Annotated in this window: 26 protein-coding genes; 24 read left to right on the top strand and 2 right to left on the bottom strand. The window is 42.5% G+C overall.

The annotated features are described in order from the left end of the window. Nucleotides 1-246 precede the first annotated feature (246 nt). From HOP08_02240 to lepB, 7 genes are all read left to right on the top strand, one after another. Nucleotides 247-1,866 (top strand): CTP synthase, encoded by a 1,620-nt coding sequence (locus tag HOP08_02240; protein NOT73719.1) that lies wholly within the window; start codon nt 247-249, stop codon nt 1,864-1,866. A gap of 29 nt (nt 1,867-1,895) precedes the next feature. Further along, on the top strand, nt 1,896-3,734 hold the full coding sequence (gene yidC / locus HOP08_02245) for a membrane protein insertase YidC (GenBank protein ID NOT73720.1): 1,839 nt from the start codon (nt 1,896-1,898) through the stop codon (nt 3,732-3,734). Between the two features lie 142 nt (nt 3,735-3,876). Then, nucleotides 3,877-4,650, top strand: a complete 774-nt coding sequence (locus HOP08_02250; protein NOT73721.1) for a ParA family protein — start codon at nt 3,877-3,879, stop codon at nt 4,648-4,650. Then, entirely contained in the window at nt 4,650-5,537 is an 888-nt protein-coding gene (locus tag HOP08_02255) for a ParB/RepB/Spo0J family partition protein (protein ID NOT73722.1), read from the top strand. Before HOP08_02250 ends, HOP08_02255 begins: the two co-directional genes overlap by 1 nt. Before the next feature lie 4 nt (nt 5,538-5,541). Beyond that, a complete protein-coding gene (locus HOP08_02260; protein ID NOT73723.1) occupies nt 5,542-6,144 on the top strand; it encodes a hypothetical protein in 603 nt (200 codons plus the stop codon). Nucleotides 6,145-6,149: 5 nt separating this feature from the next. Further along, entirely contained in the window at nt 6,150-6,860 is a 711-nt protein-coding gene (gene dapB, locus HOP08_02265) for a 4-hydroxy-tetrahydrodipicolinate reductase (GenBank protein NOT73724.1), read from the top strand. 51 nt (nt 6,861-6,911) lie between these two features. Next, the gene (gene lepB / locus HOP08_02270) at nt 6,912-8,069 is read left to right on the top strand and encodes a signal peptidase I (protein NOT73725.1); all 1,158 of its coding nucleotides are present in this window, start codon (nt 6,912-6,914) and stop codon (nt 8,067-8,069) included. A 48-nt stretch (nt 8,070-8,117) separates the two neighbouring features. Here the strand turns inward: lepB and ung are convergent, their stop codons facing one another. Then, a complete protein-coding gene (gene ung, locus HOP08_02275) occupies nt 8,118-8,786 on the bottom strand; it encodes a uracil-DNA glycosylase (protein ID NOT73726.1) in 669 nt (222 codons plus the stop codon). Nucleotides 8,787-8,844: 58 nt separating this feature from the next. Between ung and apaG the strand changes: the two genes are divergently transcribed. From apaG to HOP08_02305, 6 genes are all read left to right on the top strand, one after another. Beyond that, nucleotides 8,845-9,231 carry a Co2+/Mg2+ efflux protein ApaG gene (gene apaG, locus HOP08_02280; protein ID NOT73727.1) on the top strand — a complete coding sequence of 129 codons (387 nt, stop codon included), beginning with the start codon at nt 8,845-8,847 and terminating at the stop codon, nt 9,229-9,231. 17 nt (nt 9,232-9,248) lie between these two features. Beyond that, nucleotides 9,249-10,031, top strand: a complete 783-nt coding sequence (locus HOP08_02285) for a class I SAM-dependent methyltransferase (GenBank protein ID NOT73728.1) — start codon at nt 9,249-9,251, stop codon at nt 10,029-10,031. A gap of 42 nt (nt 10,032-10,073) precedes the next feature. Further along, a complete protein-coding gene (locus HOP08_02290) occupies nt 10,074-10,988 on the top strand; it encodes a chromosome segregation protein SMC (GenBank protein NOT73729.1) in 915 nt (304 codons plus the stop codon). A gap of 162 nt (nt 10,989-11,150) precedes the next feature. After that, nucleotides 11,151-11,546: a 30S ribosomal protein S6 gene (locus tag HOP08_02295; GenBank protein NOT73730.1), complete on the top strand. Its 396-nt coding sequence runs from the start codon at nt 11,151-11,153 to the stop codon at nt 11,544-11,546. Continuing rightward, nucleotides 11,543-11,794 carry a 30S ribosomal protein S18 gene (locus tag HOP08_02300; GenBank protein ID NOT73731.1) on the top strand — a complete coding sequence of 84 codons (252 nt, stop codon included), beginning with the start codon at nt 11,543-11,545 and terminating at the stop codon, nt 11,792-11,794. Before HOP08_02295 ends, HOP08_02300 begins: the two co-directional genes overlap by 4 nt. 20 nt (nt 11,795-11,814) lie before the next feature. Next, a complete protein-coding gene (locus tag HOP08_02305) occupies nt 11,815-12,258 on the top strand; it encodes a 50S ribosomal protein L9 (GenBank protein ID NOT73732.1) in 444 nt (147 codons plus the stop codon). A 72-nt stretch (nt 12,259-12,330) separates the two neighbouring features. On the opposite strand, the gene HOP08_02310 is transcribed toward HOP08_02305, so the two are convergent. Next, complete coding sequence (locus HOP08_02310) at nt 12,331-12,900, bottom strand: DUF3109 family protein (protein NOT73733.1); 570 nt, start codon at nt 12,898-12,900, stop codon at nt 12,331-12,333. Between the two features lie 101 nt (nt 12,901-13,001). On the opposite strand from HOP08_02310, the gene HOP08_02315 reads away from it, so the two are divergent. From HOP08_02315 to HOP08_02365, 11 genes are all read left to right on the top strand, one after another. Further along, on the top strand, nt 13,002-15,257 hold the full coding sequence (locus tag HOP08_02315) for a UvrD-helicase domain-containing protein (GenBank protein NOT73734.1): 2,256 nt from the start codon (nt 13,002-13,004) through the stop codon (nt 15,255-15,257). 54 nt (nt 15,258-15,311) lie between these two features. Next, a complete protein-coding gene (locus HOP08_02320; protein ID NOT73735.1) occupies nt 15,312-16,016 on the top strand; it encodes a DUF4290 domain-containing protein in 705 nt (234 codons plus the stop codon). Next, complete coding sequence (gene murA / locus HOP08_02325; protein NOT73736.1) at nt 16,013-17,320, top strand: UDP-N-acetylglucosamine 1-carboxyvinyltransferase; 1,308 nt, start codon at nt 16,013-16,015, stop codon at nt 17,318-17,320. Before HOP08_02320 ends, murA begins: the two co-directional genes overlap by 4 nt. A gap of 474 nt (nt 17,321-17,794) precedes the next feature. Then, the gene (locus tag HOP08_02330; protein ID NOT73737.1) at nt 17,795-18,799 is read left to right on the top strand and encodes an HNH endonuclease; all 1,005 of its coding nucleotides are present in this window, start codon (nt 17,795-17,797) and stop codon (nt 18,797-18,799) included. 193 nt (nt 18,800-18,992) lie between these two features. Continuing rightward, nucleotides 18,993-19,673: a hypothetical protein gene (locus tag HOP08_02335; protein ID NOT73738.1), complete on the top strand. Its 681-nt coding sequence runs from the start codon at nt 18,993-18,995 to the stop codon at nt 19,671-19,673. Nucleotides 19,674-19,831: 158 nt separating this feature from the next. Next, entirely contained in the window at nt 19,832-20,203 is a 372-nt protein-coding gene (locus tag HOP08_02340) for a hypothetical protein (GenBank protein NOT73739.1), read from the top strand. Between the two features lie 424 nt (nt 20,204-20,627). Then, nucleotides 20,628-21,275 carry a YceI family protein gene (locus HOP08_02345; GenBank protein NOT73740.1) on the top strand — a complete coding sequence of 216 codons (648 nt, stop codon included), beginning with the start codon at nt 20,628-20,630 and terminating at the stop codon, nt 21,273-21,275. 13 nt (nt 21,276-21,288) lie between these two features. After that, a complete protein-coding gene (locus HOP08_02350) occupies nt 21,289-22,503 on the top strand; it encodes a hypothetical protein (GenBank protein NOT73741.1) in 1,215 nt (404 codons plus the stop codon). A gap of 206 nt (nt 22,504-22,709) precedes the next feature. Then, nucleotides 22,710-23,579, top strand: a complete 870-nt coding sequence (locus HOP08_02355; protein ID NOT73742.1) for an alpha/beta hydrolase — start codon at nt 22,710-22,712, stop codon at nt 23,577-23,579. A 139-nt stretch (nt 23,580-23,718) separates the two neighbouring features. Next, nucleotides 23,719-24,354, top strand: a complete 636-nt coding sequence (locus HOP08_02360) for an alpha/beta hydrolase (GenBank protein ID NOT73743.1) — start codon at nt 23,719-23,721, stop codon at nt 24,352-24,354. A 192-nt stretch (nt 24,355-24,546) separates the two neighbouring features. Then, complete coding sequence (locus tag HOP08_02365; GenBank protein NOT73744.1) at nt 24,547-26,271, top strand: hypothetical protein; 1,725 nt, start codon at nt 24,547-24,549, stop codon at nt 26,269-26,271. Nucleotides 26,272-26,294 lie beyond the last annotated feature (23 nt).

The following is a 26,294-nucleotide window of genomic DNA, read 5'->3' on the forward strand; positions in this document are numbered from 1 at the left end:
ACAAGAATAAACCAAAGAATAACCTAACTATAGAGTTCGAGGGGGCTTTCAACATAGGTGTCAGTAAAGTTATTTTACCCAAATCAGTCAGGTTTGAATACAGCCAGTTTAAAAAGTGTAACCACTATTCGGAAAACACGTTATGAGCAAACTTATTCATAAATCCTCAAAAATGAAATATTTCAGAATTGCGGTTTCTCCCTCTCTCAAATAATCTACCTTTGCGCCCATATTTTTTAGGCGCCCATGACCTCTTCAGCTAAGTATATATTCGTTACCGGTGGTGTAACCTCCTCCCTTGGAAAAGGAATCATCTCCGCATCTCTCGGAATGCTGCTTCAGGCAAGAGGATTTACCGTCACCATCCAGAAGTTTGACCCCTACATTAATATAGACCCGGGTACTCTCAATCCTTATGAGCATGGAGAATGCTACGTAACGGAAGACGGGGCCGAAACGGACCTTGATTTGGGCCATTATGAGCGTTTTCTAAACATTCGCACTTCAAAATCCAATAATATTACCACCGGTCGCATCTATAATAATGTGATCACCAAAGAACGAAAGGGAGAATTCCTCGGAAAGACTGTTCAGGTCATTCCTCACATTACCGATGAGATCAAGCGTAACATCTATTTATTAGGTGAAAGCGGTCAGTACGACTTTATCATTACCGAGATCGGCGGTTCAGTAGGTGATATCGAATCTCTTCCTTTTGTGGAAGCCGTTCGTCAGGTTCGCTGGGAACTGGGATCCAATCACTCCCTGGTCATTCACCTGACACTCATCCCCTATTTAAAGGCGGCGAAAGAACTTAAGACAAAACCAACACAACATTCCGTTAAGAAACTTCTGGAAGAAGGTGTTCAGCCCGATATTCTCGTTTGCCGTACCGAATACCCATTGCCGATGGACATCCGCAAAAAGGTGGGATTGTTCTGCAACGTGCAGTTGAACTCGGTCATCGAAGCCATGGATGCTGATACCATCTATGACGTTCCTCTATTAATGAGAAAGGAAAAGCTCGATGAGCGTGTGCTTTCAAAACTCAAGCTCACTGCCAAGAACGAACCCGATCTCGAACAATGGAAAACATTCCTCGGCAAGCTGAAAAATCCAACCGATGAGATCAGCCTCGGTCTGGTTGGAAAATATGTTTCACTGCCTGATGCTTATAAATCTATTGCTGAAGCTTTCATCCATGCAGGTGCTGAGAATGACTGCAAGGTCAATTTGAAATGGATCTCTTCAGAAGAAATTACTAAAGAAACAGTTGGTGATGTACTCGGTGGCCTCCACGGTGTGCTCGTTGCCCCTGGTTTTGGAGAACGTGGCCTGGAAGGAAAGATAGAAGCCATACGCTATGTGCGTGAGAATAAGATCCCATTCCTGGGTATTTGCCTTGGAATGCAGTGCGCTGTAGTAGAATTCAGTCGTCACGTGCTGGGTTTGGATGCCAGCTCAACAGAGCTTGATCCGAAAACCAAATATCCGGTGATCGACATGATGGAAGAACAGAAGAAGATCACCATGAAGGGTGGAACGATGCGCTTGGGTTCTTATGATTGCAAGATCAAGAAAGGATCAAAGGCAGCATCCATCTATGGAGAGACTATGATCAAGGAACGTCATCGCCATCGCTATGAGTTCAACAATAAATATCTTGAGCAGATTGAAGAAGGTGGTTTGAAAGCTACTGGTGTAAATCCTGATTCAGGACTTGTTGAGATCGTTGAGTTGAAAGACCATCCATGGTTTGTCGGTGTGCAATTCCATCCTGAGCTGAAAAGCACTGTATTAAATCCTCATCCCCTCTTTGTAAAGTTCATTGGGGCCGCGTTGAATCATAAAAAACTGGACTCCTGATCATTTTAATTTAGTTATACTTATCTACTATGGATCGTAATTCCGCCATTGGGCTCACGTTGATTGCTGTGTTGTTGCTGGTTTACTTCAACTTCTTTGCTCCCGAACCACCAAAAGAAGTTCCTTCAACTGTTACTACCGAGCAGACAGATACTACCTCTCAGGTAACACCTGCAAAGGAAGAAATAACTCAGATGAAGACCGGCACTGCCATTGATTCATTGTTTAAGGGTGAAGAGAAGTCAACTAAAATTGAGACCGGTGATCTGATCGTAACCTTCAGCAATCGCGGTGGCGTGATCAGGGAAGTTGAGTTGAAGAAATTCAAAACATACTATCAGCAACCGTTACTGCTTGCCTCTCCATCTTTCAATTCTTTCAAGCTGAATGCTACTTACGAAGGAAAAGAAATTGATCTCTACTCATTGTTCTATTCTGTTGAAAGCAAACAATCTCAATCAGTCAATCCTGATACAAAGGAAACTGCAGACAGCACGATCGTCACCTTTACAACTGTATTTGGTGAAGGAAAATCGATCCGCCATATCTATACCGTTCCCGCAAACGGCTATCAGATAAAGTACTCAATTCAATCTTCCGGCATCACAGAATCTATCAATGGTGAGAACCTGACATTCCTTTGGAGTGACAACATTCCCGTTCACGAAAAAGATATTATTGATATCCGCCCCAAGACCACTGTTAACTACTTTACACCGGTCGATGGATTTGATGGGATCAGTGAATCATCTCTTGACAATGAGGTAGAAACATTGGTAGGCCCAGTTAAATGGGTAAGCATCAAGCAGAAATTCTTTACCAGTGGTTTCATTGCAAAGAACTCATTCAATGGAGGCCAGGTCAGCACGTTCGTAAACACGAATGATACACTGACAGTGAAATCTGCACGTTTGAAACTGTTTATTCCAAAAGCAGACCTGATCACCAACAAGGCAAATTTTGAATTCTTCTTCGGTCCAAACGATTATAAAGTAATTACAAATATCACTGACGGATTTTCAAAGAACCTTGACCTTGGATGGCCGCCGGTAAGCTGGGTCAATAAGTTTGTCATCATTCCGATCTTTAATTTCCTGGAGACATTCATTGGCAATTACGGTGTGATCATTGTAATTCTTGTATTGATCATCAAGCTGATACTGACACCACTCTCCTACAGTTCTTATCTTGGAATGGCGAAAATGCGTCTATTGAAGCCAGAGCTTGATGCCATCAAGGAAAAGAATGGTGACAATGCTACACAGGCTCAGCAGGATCAGATGAAGCTTTATCAGCAGGCAGGTGTAAATCCTTTCAGCGGATGTATCCCATTGCTTCTTCAGATGCCAATCCTGTTTGCGATGTTCTATTTCTTTCCTGTATCGATCGAACTTCGTCAGCAGGCTTTCCTTTGGGCACCTGACTTATCTACCTACGATTCTATCATCACGCTTCCTTTTACCGTTCCATTCGGTTATGGTGATCACGTCAGTTTGTTCGTATTGCTGATGACAGCTTCTACTCTGGTTTCAACATGGCAGAACAATCAGATCAGTTCAGTTACCGGCCCGATGAAATCAATGGGCTATATCATGCCTGTGATCTTCATGTTCGTATTGAACTCATTCTCTGCAGGCTTAAGCTTTTACTACTTCGTTTCCAATCTTGTGACCTTCGCGCAGCAGGCGATCATCAAACGATTTGTCGATGAGGACAAGATCCTTGCTGTGATGGACGATCATAAAAAGAAAGCAGCAAGCGGCACTCCTACCAAGTCAAAGTTCATGAGCAAGCTCAATGATGCTATGAAAGCTAGCGAGGAAGCGAGAAGACTGAGTGACGAAGCAAGGAAGAAGAAAAAGAATTAGGATTTGATAAGAATCTATTGATTCACTTATCGATTCGGTCTCTTAAGTTCTTACTTCCATAATCGAACTAAGGAATTATATTTGTCACCCGGTCAGATTTGATCTGGTAATTATCAACTGATTTACAACCACTTACCCGCGAATGGGCAAAATTATTGCGATAGCAAATCAAAAAGGGGGCGTCGGAAAGACGACTACTGCCATTAACCTGGCGGCAAGCCTTGCTGTTCTTGAGAAAAAGACTTTGCTGCTGGATGCTGATCCGCAAGCCAATTCTTCTTCCGGACTAGGCATTGATCCCAAGGGCGTGAAGCTCAGCATCTATGAGTGTATGGTGGATGGTGCGAATATTCATGAGGCAATTGTTCATAATGAATTGAAATATCTCCATGTTCTTCCTTCTCACATTGATCTGGTCGGTGCAGAGGTGGAAATGGTAAACATTGAACAGCGTGAAGAAAGAATGCGTCAGGCATTAAAGAAGATCAAGGATGAGTATGACTACATTATCATCGACTGCTCTCCTTCTTTGGGCCTGATCACCATCAACTCACTGACAGCCGCCGATTCATTGATCATTCCGGTACAGTGCGAGTACTTTGCATTGGAAGGTCTCGGTAAGTTGCTCAATACAATAAAGATCATTCAGACCAGACTTAATCCCCAGCTGGAGATTGAGGGCATATTACTGACACTTTATGATTCCAGAACTTCTCTTGGAAATCAGGTTGTAGAAGAAGTAAGAACTCACTTTAAGAATATCTCTTTCAAGACCATCATTCCACGGAATGTGAAGCTGAGCGAAGCACCGAGCTTTGGCTTGCCGGTAATTGTTCACGATGCGGAAAGCAAAGGTTCAATTGCCTACCTGAATCTTGCACACGAAATACTTGATAAAAACAGCGCTAGCAAATAATGAAGAAGAAAGCACTTGGCCGCGGTCTCAGCGCATTGCTCAGCGATACTCCTGAAACAGGAAAGCTGGAAGAAGCACCGGAAGCAACATCCGGTCCGATGAATGAACTTGCCATCAGTGAAATTGAAGTTAATCCTTTTCAACCGAGACAATATTTTGATAAGGAAGCATTGGCAGAGCTTGCTGAATCTATTAAAGTGCACGGCATCATTCAACCGATCACAGTACGCAGGCTTTCCCGCAATCAATATCAGTTAATCTCAGGTGAACGTCGCTTCCAGGCATCACGTCTTGCCGGATTAAAAACAATCCCTGCCTATGTTCGCTCTGCCGATGATCAGCAGATGCTGGAGATGGCATTGATCGAAAACATTCAGCGCGAAAATCTTAACCCGATCGAAATTGCATTAAGCTATCAGCGCTTGCTGACGGAGTGTAATCTTAAGCAGGAAGAACTCGGTGAGCGAGTTGGCAAGAACCGCACAACGGTTACCAATTATCTCAGATTATTAAAGCTTCCACCGGATATTCAGATTTCTTTACGCGACAATAAACTATCCATGGGCCATGCCCGTGCGATCATCAGTGTTGAGAATGCAGACAGTCAGTTGCTGATATTCAAGAAGACCCTCAAAGAAGACCTTTCGGTAAGACAGGTTGAAGAGCTGGCACGTTCATTCGGCAAAGGCAATAAAGGAACCTCCACAACCTCTACTACCAGCACTGCCCCCTCCTCTTCCCGTGAGATTACACAGTTGCAGGGAAAGCTTTCATCACACTTTGGCACGAAAGTTAGTGTTAAGAGCGATGGCCGTAAAGGAGAAATTAAGATCCCGTTCCTTTCTGTTGAAGACCTCAACCGAATACTTGATATTTTCAAGCTTTGATCACATGTCCAAAATTGCTGCTGTACTCTTTATGGTCATCCTCCCGACTTGTGTTTTTGCACAGGAGGTTGAAGTAAAGGCAGACACAGTAAAATCCGATACCGTCAGAGTTGAAAATGACTCTACGGTCATTGGCAGGAACGGCAAGATCATCAACATCAAATCCTACGCAAAACGCTTTCAACCCCGTAAAGCTTTACTGTATTCAGCGTTGATTCCAGGAATGGGACAGGCATACAACAAGAAATACTGGAAGATGCCAATTGTATATGGTGGCTTCATCATACTGGGTGCATACGGCAGTCTATATCACAACACCTATAACAAATACAGAGGATTGCTGATTCAGGAAATTGCTGTGCCGGGCTCCAGTATCTTTTCAGAGACACAGCTTCGAAGCATTGTTGATACATACCGGCGTGAGCGCGATTTCTTCATCATCCTTGGAGGATTCTGGTATCTCCTTCAGATGGTAGATGCACATGTAGATGCTCACTTAAAAGAATTTGATCTGAATCCCAAGCTGAAAGTAAGCATGAAGCCTTCCACTCAGGGAAATGAATTGACCGGAAGAATGTCAGGATTCTCACTGACCCTAACTTTTTAAATCACATGAATATTTTATTGATCGGATACGGCAAAATGGGCAAGACCATAGAAGCCGCCGCCTTAAAAAGAAATCATACCATTGCAGGAAAGCTTGATCCTGTTGCAGGACTTTCATTTGACTTTACAAAGAAGCCTGATGTAGCCATTGAATTTACAACACCGGATTCTGCCGTTTCCAACATCAAACTTTGCCTCGATCATCAGGTACCTGTTGTATCCGGAACAACCGGATGGCTGGATCGTAAAAAAGATGTAGACGATTATTGCAAGCAGAAGAACGGAACATTTTTCTATGCATCGAATTACAGCCTTGGCGTAAATCTATTCTTCAAGCTAAATGAACAGCTTGCCCGCATGATGGAAAGGCAGGGAGAATATGAAGTGAGCATTGATGAGATCCATCACACACAAAAGAAAGATGCACCCAGCGGAACCGGCATCACCCTGGCGGAAGGAGTTATTAAAAATCTGAGTCGCAAGAAGACGTGGACAAAAAATGAAGCCCACCAGGCGGAAGAACTCCTTATCCGATCATTCCGTGAAGATCCTGCTCCCGGCACTCATACCGTAAAATATCAATCCGTCGTGGATGATATTGAAATTCGTCATACTGCTCATTCAAGGGAAGGATTTGCCCTTGGTGCTGTCATGGTAGCCGAATGGGTTTATAACAAGAAAGGCATCCTGGGTATGGACGACTTTCTCAAATTCTAACCTTCGGGATTATTTTACTTTATTTGCGGGACTTTTTAAGGCACACATAATATGAATTGGAAATTCTGGGAAAAGAAAAAGGAAGAAGAAAAGAAGAAGAAATCCTTTGTTCGCGAATGGCTTGATGCAATTGCATTTGCTGTCATCGCAGCAACTCTTATCCGCTGGCTGATCATGGAAGCATACACGATCCCCACTCCTTCCATGGAGAATTCTCTCCTCGTCGGTGATTTTCTGTTTGTAAGCAAGTTCCACTACGGCACACGTACACCAAAAACAATTCTTCAGGTTCCTCTTACTCATCAAAAGATCTGGTTCACCGAAATACCTTCTTATCTGACCTGGATACAATTACCACAGTATCGTCTTCCGGGAATTTCGCATGTAAAGAACGGCGACGTGGTTGTATTCAATGTCCCCGGAATCAGTGAGAATAATCTTAATGTTCCAAGAAACGAATGGATTGATTATCCTGTTGATCTGAAAACAAATTATATCAAAAGATGTGTCGGAATTGCCGGTGATGTTGTTCAGGTGAAAGACAAACAGGTGATGATCAATGGGCAACCATTGGAAAATCCTCCTGGCATGCAATTCAGTTATACGGTCGTTGCAAACGATGAGATCAATTCCAGGAATCTTGTAAAGCTTGAGCTGGATCCTGAAGATTATCAATTCCGTGGACGAAGGTCACCTGACAATAAAGCGGTCTATTACATGGTGCTAACGAAAGCCAAAGCTGAAGAGCTGAAAGGCCTGAACTATATCGTGTCCGTTGAATACGATCCTTCGTCTACTGAGCATTCCGGTGGTTTGTTCCCTCAGGCAGATAAATATTCCATCAAGTGGAACATCGATAACTACGGTCCTGTTACCATTCCCAAAAAAGGCATGAGCATTGATATCAATGATTCCACTCTTGCATTTTATGGCCACACCATTCAGAAGCTGGATCACAACAAGAATGTGGTTCTTACTGATAGCACATTAACGATTGATGGCAACATCATCAAACAATATACTTTCCAGCAGGATTATTACTTTATGATGGGTGACAATCGTCATAATTCCATGGACTCAAGATACTGGGGTTTCGTGCCGGATGATCACATCGTAGGTAAAGCATTCTTCATCTGGCTGTCGATCGACAAGTACGGAGACTTTGCTCACAAGATTCGTTGGAGCAGATTCTTTAATCTTATCCGATAAGAACAATAACGAAAGATCAGGACTAAATCCTGATCTTTCTTCTTTATATCACCAGTCAATCTCAGATACACTCTTCGATCTCAGATATTCATTCGTTTTACTGAACGGTTTACTGCCGAAGAATCCCCGGTCGGCAGAAAACGGTGAAGGATGTGGTGACATGATCACATGATGCTTCTTCCGGTCAATGATCTCTCCTTTCTTCTGCGCATACGCTCCCCAAAGTATAAACACGATGTTTTCCTTTTCGTCTGATATCTCTTTGATCACTGCATCGGTAAATTTTTCCCATCCCTTGTTCTGATGAGATCCCGGTGAGCCTCCCCGAACTGTAAGCGTTGCATTTAACAACAGCACACCTTGCTTCGCCCAGCGGTCAAGATTTCCGGAAGCAGGAATGGGCTTGCGGATATCATTGCGTATCTCTTTAAAGATGTTCACCAGCGACGGAGGCATTCTCACTCCATCATGAACAGAAAAACAAAGTCCGTTGGCCTGACCCGGACCATGATATGGATCCTGACCCAGGATGACCACTTTCACATCATCAAAATGGCAGGCATCAAAGGCATGAAATATCTCACCGCCGGGGGGATATACAACCCCGGATGCATACTCGGATTTCACAAAATCAATCAGCTCGGTAAAGTAAGGTTGCGCAAACTCCTTCTGAAGGCGTGATTTCCACGATGGATCAATTTTTATGTCGTTTGCCATGATGCGGTAATATCACAAGAAAGGTTGAAAAATCGAAAAAATTGATATTTTTGAATCAATGGTCACTGAAGTTACGAAAGGGATAAAAGTTACCGTGGAGACTGAATACCAGCCTTCCTACTCGAGCCCGAGTCAGTACCATTATGTTTTCACCTATCGCATCACCATCGAGAATGGAGGGGACTTTACCATTCAGCTGATGAGAAGAAAATGGCACATTTACGACGCAGGGTTTATGTCACGTGAAGTGGAAGGAGATGGTGTGGTTGGACAGCAGCCTGTGCTGGAGCCGGGCCAGACACATCAGTATGTATCAGGTTGTAACTTGAAATCGGGAATCGGAAAAATGGTCGGCACTTACCTCATGGAACGTATTGTTGATGGCGGAACTTTCTCCGTCAACATCCCCGAGTTCAGCATGGTAGCCCCGATGAGGTTGAACTAAGAAAACAAAAATCATTCGTGCCATCTTTTCACCAGGTAAAATCATTCGTTGACCATTGGCTGCAGGAAGTTGATGAACATTCCATTCATTCACCTTATTTCTACGACTTCTATTCAAAAACTATTTCAAAGAAGAATCGCCCTGACATCGAACTTCTTCAAAAGCTAAGAACGAGCTTGCTTGACAACCAAACGATGTTGTCGATCACTGATCTTGGTTCCGGTGGCAGAACCAATCCACAGCAAAACAGGACCATTGCCGACCTTGCTCTTAACAGCCTCACCCCTGCGCCCATTGCGTTGTTCTATCTTGATCTGGTTCACTATATCAATGCACGTCGCATCGTTGAGTTGGGAACTTCTTTGGGAGTGACAAGCCTTTACCTCGCGCAGAAGAAAGATGCGATGGTATTCACCTTTGAAGGAAGTCATTCTATTGCCAATGCCGCACTCACCAATTTTGAATGGGCAGAGCAAAAAAACATTGAGCTGATCGAAGGAAATATCGATGCAACACTTCATCGTTTTCTTGAACAAACACACAAGGTTGATTTTGCTTTGATCGATGCCAACCATCTTTATGGCCCTACCCTACGCTACTATCAGCAGCTCACCAAACGGCTTACTGAAAAGAGCATTGTAATAATTGATGACATTCATCGTTCTCCTGAAATGGAGAAAGCCTGGAAAGAGATCCGTACCGATATTCTCGTGTATGGAAGTGTTGATCTCTATCGTTGTGGTATTTTATTCTTTGATCCCGTGCTGAACAAGCAGCATTTCGTGTGGTCATTGAAATAAGACCTGCTTCCCCTAACTTTGAACTTTTAAATTCTGCTATTCATGGAACAGCCACCTGTTGCCCCTAAGAAGTCTTCCAATAAAGCCGGTATCATCATTGCATTGCTTTCCATCATCGTTATCATACAGAGCGTAAAGATCTATCTTGATTTTAACGACAAGGCGCAGATCATAGAACAGAAGGCAATCGTTGAGGAAGATCTTGCCGGAACGATGCAGCGTCTTAAAGAGATCCAGGGAGAGCTGGATCAGAAGATTGAAGAAATAAAAAAGCTGGGTGGTGATGTGGCGGAACTGGAACAGGCAAAGGCGGAGATCAATGCACAGCTAAAGCGCAATGTCTCTTCCAGCGCCAAGTCTATCAAAGAACTGAAAGACCGTGTGCAGGGATATGAAGAATTGCTGAAGCTGAAAGATGATGAGATCGAACAGCTGAAGTCAGTTAATAAAGAATTGTTCACAGAGAACAAGACGCTCAAAACCCAGAAGAATGTATTGAATGACTCCATCAACAGGCTTTCCACAAAAAAGGATGAGCTAGCTACCAAAGTTGCTATTGCGAGTCAGCTGAAGGCTGAGAACGTTTCGGTGATGGCCGTTAACTCAAAAGGCAAAGAGCGTGAATCACCATTCAAGAATCGCCAGCTTGAAAAGCTTAAGGTGGAATTTAATCTTGCTGAGAATAAGGTCGCTCCTGTTGAAGGAAAGAAGATCATGATCCGTGTCATTGATGAGAATGGTCAGGTGATCTTCGATGTGGCGAAAGGTTCAGGCACGTTTATGCTGAACAACAAGGAGGAGTTTTTCACAGCCATTCAGGAGATTCTGTTTGACAACACCCGCCAGAAGCTGACATTCTTCTATACAAAGGGGTCTGAATATGCCTCAGGAACTTACAGAATTGAGATATATACCGATGGATATCAGATGGGCAATGCACAGTTTGAAGTGAAATAAAGCAGATCAGGATTGATCCATTCTTTCAAATCGGCCTGATTTCGCTAATAAAGGCCTGAATTAGCGCCCAGAAGGTCCTCCTTAATCTCACCTTTTTTCCAGGAATACTTCCCGGAAACCAGATTTCCTTGTATTTTTGCACCCTCATTTTAAAAACAATTAATAAACATGAACAACTACGAGACGGTATTCATTTTAAATCCCGTTTTGTCTGAAGATCAGGCAAAGGATACTGTTGAAAAGTTCGTGAAGGTGTTGGGCAATCAAAAAGCCAACGTAATTAATGTTGAACAATGGGGACTAAAGAAGATGGCATATCCCATCCAGAAGAAGTCCACAGGGTTCTACAACCTGATCGAATTTGCAGCAGCTCCGGAATCCATCGCCACTCTTGAGACAGAATACAGACGGGATGAGTCAGTAATGCGTTTTCTGACTATCAGCCTTGACAAGTTTGCAACTGAGTATAACACTCGCAGACGCAAAGGTGAATTCAACAAGAAAAAGGACGTTAAAACTCCGCAACCAAGAAAAGAAAGGGAGGATTCAAGATCATGACATTAGTAAATGAACCAATCAAGCGCGCAGAGATTAAACCTAAATACTGCCGCTTCAAGAAAAACGGTATCCGTTATATCGATTATAAGAATCCTGACTTCCTTATGAAGTTTGTGAACGAGCAAGGCAAGATTTTGCCAAGCCGTCTTACCGGCAACAGCTGGAAGTATCAGAAGAAGGTTGCCCAGGCGATCAAGCGTGCACGTCAGATTGCATTGCTTCCTTACCTCGGTGACTCATTAAAATAACCCTTAACGTTGACCGACCAATGGAAATAATATTAAAACAAGACGTACAAGGACTTGGCTATAAGAACGACATCGTTAAAGTAAAACCAGGCTACGGAAGAAACTTCCTGATCCCTAATGGTTCTGCTATTATCGCCAATGATTCCAACAAACGCATGATCGCTGAGAACGTCCGTCAGGTTGCTCACAAGGCAGCCAAGATCAAGGATGAAGCAGTGGCGATGGTTGCGAAGATCGGAGACCTTACTATTGAATTGAAGACCAAAGCTGGTGAAACCGGCAAGATCTTCGGTGCAATCACTTCACTTCAGGTTTCTGATGCATTGAAAGCGAAAGGTTTCGATGTAGATCGTAAGAAGATCACTTTCAAAGAACAACCTAAAGAACTCGGTGAATATGTTGCTCATCTTGACCTTCACAAAGAAGTGAAGCATGATATCAAGGTGAACGTTATCGCTGAATAATCAGTCGTTGATTCAAATCATTTGATAGACCCGGTTTCGAAAGAGACCGGGTTTCTTTTTTCAGAGGCTCTCCTACTTTTCTTTCACTTCAATCTGCCTCACCAGCTCCGCATACCAGTCCTTTCCGTATCTGCGTATCAGCGGATCCTTTAAGAACTTGTAAAGTGGCACTCCCAGCGCACTACCCAGCTTGCACGCATCTGCACAGATATTCCATTTGCTGTAATTCACCGCTTCAAACCCTTTCTTCTTCGTTATCCGTATCGGATACAAATGACAGGAGATCGGCTTGCGGAACTTGATCTTCTTATCCAGATAAGCCTGCTCAATGCCGCACTTTAAAATTCCTTTCTCATCATAGAGCGCATACGCACATTCTCTTCCTCCAATGGTAGGTGTCGAATAGTCTCCATCTTCATCCAGTATATAGGGTCCCTGCTCAGCAATCGCTTTCTTTCCCTCTTCTGTCAGGTAAGGCGCAATCGCCTTCTGGATCTTATGCATTGTTGGCAATTCATCTTCCTCCAACGGAGCGCCAAGATCACCCTCTACACAACAAGCTCCTTTGCACTTCTCCAGATGGCATACAAATTCGATATGCTTGATGTCATCCGAAACCAGAATTTCTCCTACCTGTAACATGACGCAAAGATAGCTCAGGAATTCCTGATGGTGTCACCAAAATTCCATTTCAGGCAACCAAATCCCCGGCTTCCGTGTTAACTTGCGCGGAGAATTTTTGAATGGATTACCTGGAAACCCTAAACCCTCCTCAACGGGAGGGTGTCATCAATACAGAAGGACCGTGTATGCTGATTGCCGGAGCTGGCTCCGGAAAAACACGGGTGCTCACCTATCGTATCGCTCATCTCATGAAAAGCAAAGGCGTCGACCCTTTCAACATCATGGCGCTGACCTTTACGAACAAGGCCGCCAAAGAAATGCGTGAACGTATCGAAAAGGTAGTGGGCCACGATGCACGCAACCTCTGGATGGGCACCTTTCACTCTGTCTTTGCAAGAATACTAAGAAGCGAAGCTCATCATCTTGGCTATCCCAACAGCTTTACCATTTACGATACAGACGATTCCAAATCCCTGATCAAGCAGATCGTAAAGGAAATGGGTCTTGACGAAACGCAATACAAAGCCAACGCTGTTTATAACCGTATCTCTTCCGCCAAGAACCGCCTCGTCTCCTGGCAGGAATATTTAACCAATGCAATGCTCATGGGCGACGATGCCGCCAACATGCGTCCCGAAATCGGAAACATCTATAAGAACTATACTCTCCGTTGCTTCCGTTCCGGCGCAATGGACTTCGATGACCTTCTTTTCAATACCGATAAATTATTCAAAGAGCATCTTGATGTATTGAACAAATGGCAACAACGGATTCACTACCTGTTGATTGACGAGTTTCAGGATACCAATCTTTGCCAGTACTTCATCATCCGCAAGCTCGCCGCCGTCAGAGAAAATGTTTGTGTGGTCGGTGATGATGCACAAAGCATCTATGCCTTTCGCGGAGCAGACATCAGCAACATCCTCAACTTTGAGAAAGATTACCCGGATCTGAAAATCATCAAGCTGGAACAGAATTATCGTTCCACCAATACAATCGTCAAAGCCGCCAACTCCGTCATTGCCAAAAACAAGGCACAGATACCAAAAGATGTATGGACTGCCAATGAGGATGGCAATCTGGTCGAACTCATCAAGGCGGTCTCTGACAATGAAGAAGGCAAGCTGATCGCTTCTTCCATCTTTGAAGAGCGCATGCAGCACCAGGCAAAGTTCAGCGATTTTGTGATCCTCTATCGCACCAACAGTCAGAGCCGCGCCATAGAAGAAGCATTGCGAAGAATGAACATCAAGTACAAAGTAGTCGGTGGTCTTTCATTCTATCAACGCAAGGAAATTAAAGATCTCCTCGCCTACTTACGATTCTCTATCAATCAGCAGGACGAAGCTTCCTTCAGGAGAATTATCAACTTACCGAAACGAGGCATCGGTGATTCTACCGTAGACAAGATCGTCGTTGCTGCCAATGATCATGCTATCTCCATCTGGGAAGTATTACAGAACGCTTCCTCTTTCCTCGGTGGTCGTGCCGTCGGGCAGATCGATGACTTTGTCTCCATGATCCTTCGCTTCGGTGTGGAAATTCTGAACAAGGATGCTTATGAAGCCGCATCAGAAATTGCAAAAGGTTCAGGCCTGCTGCGAGAGCTCTATGCAGATAAAACCGTTGAGGGATTAAGTCGCTATGAAAACATTCAGGAGTTGCTGAATGCCATTAAAGAATTTACCGACGACCCTGAACGTGAAGACAAAGGACTGGGTGCTTTCCTCCAGGAGGTTTCCCTCGTTACCGGACAGGATGAAGACAAGGATAAAGATCCTGAGAAAGTTACACTCATGACCATTCACATGGCGAAAGGTCTTGAGTTTGGATACGTGTACATCGCTGGTTTGGAAGAAGATCTGTTCCCATCACAAATGATGCTGAGCAGTCGCGCGGAACTGGAAGAAGAGCGAAGACTTTTTTATGTGGCGATCACACGCGCAAAGAAGAGACTGTTTCTCTCCTATGCCCTGACACGCTATCGCTTCGGACGACTTAAGAATTGTGAACCCAGCCGCTTCCTCGATGATATCGATAGGAATTATGTAAAGGTGAGCGCTAAATATATCGGGGCAGAATCGGTACCCTCCAGAAGCAACTTTGCCAAGAGCTTTGTGACTGGCATTCAGAAGACGCTAACATCCAAGCCGGTTCCCAAGGCAACATCCTACAAACCTTCTGCAGACTTTACTCCCAGCGACACTTCTACGCTCAGGGAAGGCATGAAGGTGGAGCATCCCAAGTTCGGCTTTGGGCAAGTGCTCAAAATGGACGAAACCGGGGCAGATCGCAAGGCCAAGATCCATTTTGACAATTTTGGGGAGAAGACCTTATTGCTTAGTTTTGCTAAGTTGAAAATTCACGAGAACTAGTCACAGGTCGACACAATGCAGTTGACACAAATCAATAGAATTTAAAATCACTTAATGATTCCAGAATACAATTCACAACGTCCCCTGATCATCTTAAAGGAATACGGACGTAATGTTCAAAAGCTGGTGGCCTACATCCGCACAGTCGAAGACAAAGCAAAGAGAACAGAACTCTCCTATACACTGATCGAGCTTATCAAGCAGCTCAATCCTACCGTTCGCGAATCGGTTGAAAATCCACAACGTCTCTGGGATGATCTTTTCATCATCGCCGACTTTGACCTGGATGTAAACAATCCTTTTACTCCTCCTGAAAAAGACATTCTCTCAAAGAGACCTATGCTGGTTCCTTATCCTCAGAGCGATGTTCGTTTCAAACATTATGGAAAGAACATTGAGCGTCTTGTGAAAGAGGCTCTGAAGAAGGAAGATCCAAAGGATCGTGAAGATGCTGTCATCTATCTGGGTAAGCTGATGAAGACATTCTACGGCAACTGGAACAAAGAAATACTGGATGACTCTGTGATCCTGAAAGACATTCAATTGATGTCTGGCGGAAAGCTGAGCATGAACCTTGATAAAGTACGTGAGGATAATCTCTTCGAAAAACTTTATCGTGAGAAAAAGAAGCCACGTCCTCAGGTCGGCGGCGGTCAGGGCGTACATTCCAACAATCAGCGTCGCGAAGGCGGCGGTGGTGGCGGTGGCGGTCGCCCATTCAACAAGCGTTTCAATCCACACCGCAGAAGAGACCAATGAGTTCTTTTCGAATCAAGGGTGGTAAAAGCCTGAAAGGTGAGATCACTCCTCAAGGAGCCAAGAACGAGGCCCTTCAAATTCTTTGTGCTGTTCTCCTGACTCCGGAACCTGTCACCGTTCACAACATTCCCGATATCGTAGATGTCAACAAATTGATTGAGCTTGTCGGCGATCTGGGTTGTAAAGTTGAGCAACTGGACAAAGGAAGTTATCGCTTCACCGCAGCAAACGTCGACATCAAACATCTTGAAACGGATTCATACAAAAAGAAAGCGGCGGCATTAAGAGGTTCTGTCATGTTGCTGGGTCCTATCCTGGCGCGTTATGGAAAGGCGAGTATTCCAAAACCTGGTGGCGATAAGATCGGCCGACGCAGACTTGATACACACTTCATTGGCTTTCAGAACCTGGGAGCAAAATTCAATTTCGATGCGGAAGGAAGTTTATTCCACATCGATGCATCGGAGCTGAAAGGCAGTTACATGTTATTGGATGAAGCATCCGTAACAGGGACAGCGAACATCGTGATGGCGGCGGTTCTTGCAAAAGGAACTACTACTATATACTACGCAGCTTGTGAGCCTTACCTTCAGCAGCTTTGCGCGATGCTTAACCGCATGGGTGCGAAGATCAGCGGCATTGGTTCTAATCTATTGACGATCGAAGGAGTTAAATCCCTGAAGGGAACAGATCATACCCTTCTGCCCGACATGATTGAGATCGGTAGCTTCATTGGCCTTGCGGCGATGACGAAGTCTGAGATCACGATCAAGAACTGCCGCATTGATATGCTGGGAATTATTCCAGAAACCTTTCGCAAGCTTGGTATTAAGATGGAGTTCCGCGGTGATGATATTTACATACCCGCCCAGGAGAACATCGTTATAGAAAATTTCATTGATGGATCGATCCTTACGATCTCAGATTCTCCGTGGCCTGGATTCACGCCTGACCTAATCAGCGTTATCCTGGTGGTAGCCACACAGGCAAAAGGAACGGTGCTCATCCATCAGAAGATGTTTGAGAGTCGTTTGTTCTTCGTTGATAAACTTATTGACATGGGTGCACAGATCATTCTGTGTGATCCGCATCGTGCAACGGTGACAGGACTGGATCGCAAGTTCCAGCTTCGCGGCATCAAGATGTCGTCACCGGATATTCGTGCTGGTGTTGCTTTGCTGATTGCGGCGTTGTCTGCATCGGGTGAGAGCGAGATCTCTAATGTAGAGCAGATTGATCGCGGCTATCAGGATATTGAGGGAAGGCTGAAGAAGATCGGTGCTCAGATTGAGCGGGTGAATTAAGGAATAGTATAATCACAATTGCTTTTTGAAGTTATATGTCGGTTTGATGATTCCGATCGAATCACTGTGGCTAAGAATGACATGTGGATAGCTCCATTTGCATAGTCAGATGGGCAAGATTAACTTAACTTCCAATACGGATGCATAAGGCACATGTGGCTTATAATCAGATGTTGCCAGCCATTGATCTACCGAGAATAAAGAATTGATAATTGAAGAATCTCAAACAGGCCATCCTAACTGCTTTTCTGTCGAAGACCTTCATAACACTCAAGCATGGTTAACGCACCAAATATCTCAAAGGACACTTTTGTAGAAATTCTGCAAGACAAAATGTTGGTTCGACCTGAGGACTTGTTGATTTTCCAAACTATTTACTCACTTGACAAGCAAGAAGCATCTGCAACCGACCTTGCTCGTATTATTGGTTGGACAGACAAAGGCGCAGTTGTTGGACGACTAGTTGGACTTGGTATGCGGATACTAAAGAAATACGACATCCAGCAACGTGAACGAGAGAATGGCACAAAATCATTTTGGGACTTTTTTTTCACAGGTTATGACAAAGGGACTTTTTTCATTTACCAACTCAAACCCGAACTCAAAGATGCTTTAGAAGAATGCGGATTAACTGACAACATAAAACCTATTTCAATACAACGCGCGTATTTATTTGCTTGGAATCCCAACAACTGGCACCAATGGACAGACCCAAAGAACGTTCCGTATATTGAGGACAATGTTGAAGAATTAAAAAACACAGGTAAGGTTACGTTGATGTGGAGTTGCCGCAGTCACAAAAGCATCCGGCCAGGTGACAGAGCTTTTTTAGTAAGACTTGGTTCTATTCCAAGAGGAATTATGGCATCGGGCAAAGTAGTGTCAGAACCATTCTTATCACCGCATTGGAGTGGCGTGGACAAAGATGTTCCAAGAGTTTTAATAGAGTTTGATGTTTTGCTCAACCCTGACAAAGATCCAATTCTTACTCTTGACAATCTTGACAGTGGAAATTTGGTCAACCAAAATTGGACACCACAATCCTCTGGAATATCAATTAAATCAGAGATTGTTGACGAACTTGAAGAAGAATGGTTTGAGTTTTTGAAAACGCAAGACATTCGCTACAATCCATTTTTAGAAGCGGCAGACGCAACAAAAACATTTATTGAAGGCGCAGCAACACAAGTAACGCAGACACGTTATGAGCGAAACACGCAAGCAAGAAAAGAATGTTTAAAACATTACGGATATAGTTGCATGGTTTGTGACTTTAACTTTGAAAAATATTATGGCAACATCGGTTATCAGTTTATACACGTTCATCACCTGACACAGGTATCAGATAAAAAGCAAGAGTATAAAGTAAATCCTATTGAGGACTTACGACCTGTCTGCCCAAACTGTCATGCTATGTTGCACAAGGACAATCCACCGCTCACGATTGAAGAATTAAAGACTCAACTAAAATCAAACTGACCCTGAAACAGTTGTGCTTCGTAGGAAAAAATGGCAGGTAACAAAATGCATAATCAATGCGGAGTTCAGTGTAAATTTGTAGTTTAGTTTTTCAAATGACGCTTTTTGTCGTGGGGCAGTGACGCGCTTCGAATTCCCGTCACTGCTTATGCACAAACGTTGTAGCTCATTTTTATTTTGACAATTAGGACAAGTGATTAAGAAACTAAAAACAAATACAAACTTGATAGCAGCGACAATCATATTTATCGGTGGACTATTTAGTGTAGTCGGAGCATTTTTAGCAGCTCGACAAGCAATTAATGACGGCAAAGAGTTGGACAGCAGAAACGGACAAATAATTGAACTGACTAAGGAAAATGCAAAACTAAGCAAACAAGCCCTTGACCAAATAACGGGAGGAAAATCATGGGCATTTATTAGAAGTGGACTTGAGACCGAAAAAGGAATAATGAATCAAGAGTCACTTTGGACAATAAATTTAGTAGGAGACATTCCATTATATGATGTTAGTTTGACCCTCTACAAGATTAAACACGATAATACATTACCAACTAAAGCACATAACTTAATTACAGTTCTTTCAAAACATCTTGGGACAATTACACCATCATTGCACCAAGACAACATTGGACTTCTGACACTGCACGGTGACAAAGGGAAAATAGAATTTCTTGTGAAAATAAAAGCAAGAAATGGAGAAATAACTCAACACATTATTTTGCTTCAGAAGGAAGGTAAATATTGGACTAAGGCAGAGAAAGTATTTAGATACAAGCCAGCCGACAACGGTGGATTTAGCAAGGAAGTATTGATGCAGAAAATCGATGAAGACTTCCCCGACAAAGATCACATTGAATGGATTGAGTTATAAAAACGCGCTACAACAAAGTGTATGAAACATGGCTGGGGTTCAGTGTAAATTTGTAGTTTGGTTTTTCAAAATACGTTTGGTATCGTGGGACACAAACGTTAAGCAATTTTTTTTTGACAAATGGGATTACATCTAAGGACAAGTGATTTTTCTACGAAATTGGAAGTAATGATTTTTTGACATCCTTTTTTGATACAATTGAATATCATTTGACTAAAGGGCTTTTTGGAAAAAAGTATCCGACAGTATTGAAAGAATTTTATAACGGACGACTTTCCTACCAAAGTTTAATTCAAGCTGAAACAGAATTAAAAGAAATTCAACAAAGACTTAAGAAATTTGACCCGTCAAAAGTTGTATGGGACAAGTTTGACTTGACCAAGAGACCGCCATGGGGTGACGACATAAGCGATGAAATAACGGACTTGTCAAATTACTTTGTGACTTCAGAAGGCAAAGACTTATTTGAAGTTCTATTTGACGCGATTGACAAAGCTAAAGCAGAGAAAACAGAATTAGTAGTTGAATAAAGAACTGCTTACAACACCTGTTTATGCCACCTTGGAGTCTACTGTTAATCATAAACTCATTTCTTAAGTTAAATTTGTAACGGTGGACACTTTGGACTGGTCGTGAAGTGTGGATCAGGAAAAATTCAAAAAACAATCGATAGAATAAGCATAAATATTTAACTAAATTTCCGCAAATAGCTTGAGAAGCCTTCGTAACCATACTATCGATCTACGCGAGACGGCTGACTTGAAGTGACGGCGGAAACTAACGGCCCACAACAAAAGCTATAAGCCATGCCCAGATAGAAACGCTCGCCTTCCCCCTCCCCTCATTCTGCTCCCCTGACAACTTTTACATTTCATTTTACATCTTTTAACAATTCATTTACCAAAGTCGGACACAAAGACTTGTAGCTTGGTTGGAATTTATAAAAAATGAAAAATGATGAAACACAACAACAAGCTATCGATCACTTACCTGCTTTTAATTATTACTCCTTTGTTCTTTGGTTGCGGTGGACCTGTAAAAAAGGAAAATAAAATCAATGCATCGGCAAGCCCGGTAACCACCCTGGGACAAAAATATAGTATAGATACGAAGGAAAGTGTTGTAACATGGAAAGGGTCAAGCGTTAAAGGGGGACATGCAGGGTATGTCTATATATCAGTAGGTGAATTGATGATTCAAAACGGTCAATTGGTGGGCGGTGCAGCTGAAGTAGACATGAGTACAATTGAAGGTGATGACCATAGAAGTGATAATAACCTTATTAATCATTTAAAAGATGCTGATTTTTTTGATGTTAAAAAATTTCCCATTGCTACAATCGTACTTACCAGGGTCGCATCCATAAATACTGAGAATAAGGAAATCACAGGGAACCTAACCATTAAAGGTATCACACACCCCGTTACTTTTCCGGTCAGGGTGGAAATGAAAGACGGAATTGTCAAAGCCAGTGGTAAGCTGATCATTGATCGGACACAATGGGATGTCCGGTATAAATCCAGAAAGTTCTTTGATAACTTAAAGGATCAGGCTATTGCGGATGACATTGAATTCGAAATAAAGATTGTAGCAAAGAAATAATAGCTGAATCAATATGAGATACGCTCACTTCTTTACTTCTCTCACAATATTAATTTTTGCCACTACCTGCAGCGGACAAGTTAAAAACGACTTACCAAAAGAAAAGAGTGAACATCCCAAACTTATCAAAACCATAGGCAACCCCAGGTATGGCAATGTTCAATGCAGTTTACAGGATAAAGCCGGTAACCTTTGGTTCGGAACTACACAAAATGGTCTTTATAAATATGATGGAAAATCATTTAGACAATTTTTGGTGGCCGATGGGCTAAATAGTAATAATATCTCTTCTATTCTGGAAGATAAAGATGGTAACATCTGGATAGGTACTGACGCAGGAGTTTGTTTCTACGATGCCCGGCTGCAGGATGGGCGGGCTAAAACATTTACCAAAATCCAGATCCCTTTAAGGAAAAACCTCCCGCCCAACAAGTTTAGAAATACACATGAGGTATTCAGTATCATGCAATCAAAAAGCGGAACACTATGGTTCGCAACCATTGATGGTGTTTATACCTATGTCGGACAGGGAAGCTTTACTCCGTTTATAATTGATGAGAGCGCAATGGGCTATATGAGCAGTAACAATAACGCGGAACGTATTTTAGAAGATAAAGCAGGTAACATCTGGTTTGGTGGACGGGGTACTCATGGTGTCTATCGTTACGATGCCCGCCTGCCCCTCCGTGCCGGATCAGATGAGAATGACAAAGTCGCGCAGGGTAAATCTGTAACCAACATTCCACTGGAAGATCTATTTCAAGATGGGCCAAAGCCAAAAGCTCATAATTGGGCATGGCCACAATTACAAGACAAAAACGGGAATATCTGGTTTAGCAATTGGGGTGGAGTCTACCGGTATGATGGAAAAACATTTACGAGTTTTACAAAAAGCGATGGCCTGCCTGGTTGTGTTACACGAATAATAGAAGACAAAAAGGGAAACCTTTGGTTTGGTGGTGATGCCAGTACTGGACTTAGCCGTTACGATGCCCGCCTGCCCCTCCGTGTCGGATCGGATGAGAATGACAAAGTCGGGCAAGGTATGTCCATCACTCATTTTACAGCAGAAGATGGTCTACTCAATAACAGCATCTGGTCAATTTTGGAAGATACAAGTGGAAATATTTGGGTGGGCACCAGAGAAACAGGTCTATACCTTTACGATGCCCGCCTGCCAGACGGGCAGGGAAAAACATTTACTACTTATTCGGAATATAAACCTTAGTCTGTAACGGACTAACAAACACGCCAATCAACAAGCAATCCGCGAATCTCTCGCGAAAGCCAAAGCTGACAAGTCCTGTAGGTCACAAAATGTGGACCGTACACAACAAATGTATATCCATGGCTTAAGCTAAGTGTAAATTTGTAGCTTAGTTTTCAAATTACGTTTGGTCATACTGCTAAGCTTAAAATCATCAATATCTGATTATGTCAACCTTTCTCAATCGGGCAAAATATTACATAGTATTTTTCTTGCTTTTCTCATTGCAATCCAAAGCGCAAAATGTTGAGTTATTTAATCACGTATCTAATGAAGTAATTACAATACCCTCCAAGGTGCTAAACCAGGAACGTCAGATTTATATTCACGTTCCAAAACAAGTTCCCGCAAACTCTAATGGGACTTTTCCCGTGTTGTATTTATTGGATGGAGAAAATCATTTTCATATACTTTCTGCATACATTGACTACCTGAGCCATTATGAAATAATCCCTCCAATAATGGTTGTCGGTATTATTAGTAAAGACCGAAGAAGAGACCTTACCCCTACCAAAAGCACAATTGATTACTTTGGAAAAAACGACTCTACGTATAAGACAAGCGGTGGCAACCAGAATTTTCTTCATTTTATGCTAGAAGAACTAATGCCGTACATTGAAAAAAATTATAAAGCCGGATCATACAAAATATTCGCGGGACACTCTTTTGGTGGCATTACAACAATAAATTGCATGCTTACTCGCCCTGATATGTTTAATGCCTATATAGCAATAAGTCCTTCGCTTTGGTGGGACAATAAGTACATATTAAAACTTGTAGAAAATAAATTGACACAGTCAGTACCTCTCAACAAAAGGTTTTTTTACAGTGTTGGAAACGAAGGAATTAAAGACCCAAATTCATTTCATACTGATGTATTGAAACTTGATAGTTTGATTGTAAACAGAACACCAAAAGGGCTTTTATATAAGTTCAAGTCCTATCCTGAAGAAAGTCACATGAGTGAACCCATAGTTGCTTATTACGACGCATTACGATTTATTTATCAGGATTGGACACCCTCTGTGAAAAAATAATAAGTGAAGATTGTGAACTGAACGGTCATTAACATCATTTATATAAGTCATTTGCCTTTTAATGTTTACTTTTATTTTGGTATGGTAAACGCCTTATAACTAAACGTTGACGTTAATTGCTCTGTGTGACAAGTGAACAATGAGAGAGATTTATTTACTAAGTGGACTTGGTGCAGACAAAAGAGTATTTGACTTCATTGACCTCTCTGAATTCAGTTTAAATTACCTGGACTGGATCGAACCAAAAGATAAAGAATCAATTGAAAGCTATGCCAGCCGTCTCCTACCACAGATTAAAACAACTCTACCTATACTCATAGGCGTTTCATTTGGGGGCATGATAGCTGTGGAGATTTCCAAATTAATTGAGACTGATAAAGTAATCTTGATTTCATCGGCCAAGTCAAAATTGGACATCCCAATTTATTTCAGGATCGCAGGAAATCTGGGTTTAAACAAATTAATGCCCCCACAGCTTTTGAAAATCACTAACGGGCTGACGTTTTGGTTTTTCGGGACTAAGACACAAGGGGAAAAAGAATTACTAAGGAGAATTATAAAAGGGACTGACAGCAGGTTTTTAAAATGGGCTGTAGACAAGATTGTAAACTGGAAAAACGTAACTCAGATTGGGAATCTGACTCATATTCACGGGACATCAGACAAAATTTTACCTTTAAAGACATCTGACTTCAAAATGCATAATGGCGGGCATTTGATGATTCTAAATCGAGGAGATGAATTAAGCCGACTCATAAAAAATATTCTGAACTGAGCGGCGAAGCGCAACTACTGCCAACACCAGCTATAATGCATTGGTCATTTTTTGCTTATTTTTAAATTAAGGTAAAGCCGACCTGCCTGCGCCATGCGATTAATTAAGTTAGCCAAGTATTAAGACAAAAATTTGAAAAAGTGGCCGAATAGTAATTTAGCTAAAAGTGATGTCAACCGAAACTATAGCGATATGAAACGATTTCTTGTATTCTTTTCATTTATTCTTATTTTGACAAGATGTTCAGAGAAGAAGCCAGCTTTTGAAGCGCCTGTTCTTAAAAATATTGGAAACTATCAGGTTAACATAACCACTAACACTGAGTACGCACAGCTTTTCTTTAATCAGGGAATAATAATGGCAAACGGTTTCAACCATGCCGAAGCCGAACGGTCATTCAGAGAATCAATACGTCAGGACTCGACATCTGCCATGGGCTATTGGGGCATTGCTTATGTGCTTGGCCCTAACTACAATTCCGGTGGCGAAAATATGGGAACCATCAATGACATAAAGAATGCAGTTAAAAACGCCGTGAGGTTCGGCCGCAATGCTACCCCATGGGAAAGGGCCACCATAAAAGCAATCCAGATTAAATTCCCAGCGGACTCCTCGGCAACGAATGATGAAGGTTATTCTGCTGCAATGAAAGCTGCCCATTCAGAATTTCCCGACAATGATTTTGTGGCAACACTGTATGCCGAATCCATAATGAATTTACATGCATGGGATTTTTATGTAAAAAAAGGAGGTGAACTCCGGCCATGGACTTCAGAATTGCTTGAGGTACTGGAGAAAGCTATCGCACTCAATCCAAAAAATCCCTTAGCCAATCATCTCTATCTGCATGCAACCGAGGCAGGGCCTGGTGTTGAAAAAGCTCTGGCAAGTGCCGAAAGATTAAAAACCCTGGTCCCATCGGCCGGACATCTGGTTCACATGCCGTCACACATCTATATAAATACGGGAGCCTATCACGAAGGTTCCATTGCCAATGAGCAGGCCGTGATTGCCGACAGCATCTACATAGCAGAATGTAAATCGCAAGGAATTTATCCTCAATACTATTATCCGCACAACTATCATTTCCTGGCCGCGACAGCAACTTTTGAAGGCAGAGGCTCAACGTCAATTGAAGCAGCTTACAAAGCCGTAAATATTCTTGACAAAAAATACTTTCGTGAAAAAGGTTATGAAACTGTTTTGCATTACGTCACCATCCCGATGCACGTTCTTGTAAAATTTGAACAGTGGGAAAAAATCCTTGCCAGTCCAAAACCCGAGGATGACCTCTCCTATCCCAAAGCCATCTGGCACTACGCCAGAGGAATGGCGTATGCTAATCTGAATAAACCTGATCAAGCCCGGAATGAATTGGACTCATTGAATAAATTAAGTGAATCCGGGGACGTGAAGAGAATCATGATTTGGTCAATTAATCCAGCCGGACAGGTTTGTAAAATTGCATCGAATGTTTTGGAAGCCGAATTGCTGGCAAAGAGTGGAGACTATAAATCCGCCATTGGATTATTGAAGCAAGCCATCCAGCTTGAAGACGGCTTAAATTATAATGAACCCCCTGATTGGTTCTTTTCAGTAAGGCATCTCTTGGGTGATGTCCTTATGAATGACAATGACTTTGCTGGTGCAGAAAAGATCTATCTTGAAGATTTAACCTATTGGCCCAAAAATGGTTTTGCCCTTAACGGACTTTATGAAAGCCTGAAGAGACAAAATAAAACTAAAGAAGCTGAAGACATTAAGAAACAATTTGACGAAGCCTGGAAGTATGCCGACTCTGAATTGAAGTACTCACGCATTGACAAGAATAACAGAAAGGACCTGGCATTGAGAATTGATAAGAATTCCCCAAATACTTTGGTTTACCTGGCGAGCACTCTTTGCTTTAACAAGTGAAATAAAGAGATTCAATCTTAAAA

Source organism: Cyclobacteriaceae bacterium, assembly GCA_013141055.1.
GTDB lineage: Bacteria > Bacteroidota > Bacteroidia > Cytophagales > Cyclobacteriaceae > ELB16-189.